Source organism: Mycobacterium sp. E3298, assembly GCF_001666895.1.
Lineage (GTDB): Bacteria > Actinomycetota > Actinomycetes > Mycobacteriales > Mycobacteriaceae > Mycobacterium.
On sequence record NZ_LZJB01000006.1, the window covers coordinates 1 to 898 of the forward strand.

The following is an 898-nucleotide window of genomic DNA, read 5'->3' on the forward strand; positions in this document are numbered from 1 at the left end:
TCCCGCGACACCCGGAAGTAGTGCCCGGTGCTGCTGTCGGTGCACGTCATGCCCGACGGCTCGCTGTCGCAGGTGATCGTGCCCGCGGACTGGGTCTGGCCGTAGTCGAGGGTCGGCTCGCCGGCGAAGCGCAGGGTGTCGCCGTGGCAGTGGATGGCGGCCGGCTCGCCCAGGTTCAACACGAAGCGGTTGCCCCAGGCGAGATGCTTGCCGCACTCCGGTGGCGGCGGTGGCTGGTAGTCGAAGTCGCTGATGTCGCACGCCACACCGAAGCCGCCCAGGACGCAGTAGATGTTGCCGGACGGCGATTGAAAGTTCTGGGTGTCCGCGTGCGCGGTCGCCGGCATCACGGTGGCGGCCGCGACCGTCGCGGCGGCGACAGCGAGGGTCCTCATCATTTGCTGAGCGTAAGCCTGTGCGCCGGTGGACCGGACCGATAATCCCGAAATGAGTTTGCGCGGGGGCCTTCACCTGGCCGCCCAAAAGGATTACAACGTCATCATGAAGGCATCAATGGTCGCCGCGGTTCCGCTCCTGGCGGCCGCGACCGCGGTGGGCCCGGCGCACGCGGACCCGCTCTACCACTTCCAGTCGCCCTCGGGCGACGTCACCTGCGTGATGGCGGCTTCGGTGTGGCGTGCGACATCAGCGACTTCGACTACCAGCCACCGCCGCCACCGGAGTGCGGCAAGCATCTCGCCTGGGGCAACCGCTTCGTGTTGAACCTGGGCGAGCCGGCCGCCATCCACTGCCACGGCGACACCCTGCGCTTCGCCGGCGAGCCGACCCTCGACTACGGCCAGACCCAGTCCGCGGGCACGATCACCTGCGACAGCGAGCCGTCGGGCATGACGTGCACCGACAGCAGCACCGGGCACTACTTCCGGGTGTCGCGGGA

Annotated in this window: 2 protein-coding genes; one reads left to right on the forward strand and one right to left on the reverse strand. The window is 68.8% G+C overall.

Going from position 1 to position 898, the window contains the following annotated elements; genetic code table 11:
- Positions 1–395: DUF6636 domain-containing protein (locus A9X05_RS00110; RefSeq protein WP_156736165.1), on the reverse strand; the 395-nt coding region annotated here is incomplete at its 3' end.
- Positions 396–632: 237 nt separating this feature from the next.
- Between A9X05_RS00110 and A9X05_RS00115 the strand changes: the two genes are divergently transcribed.
- Positions 633–898 (forward strand): DUF6636 domain-containing protein (locus tag A9X05_RS00115; RefSeq protein WP_368664907.1); only part of this gene is annotated, 266 nt, incomplete at its 3' end.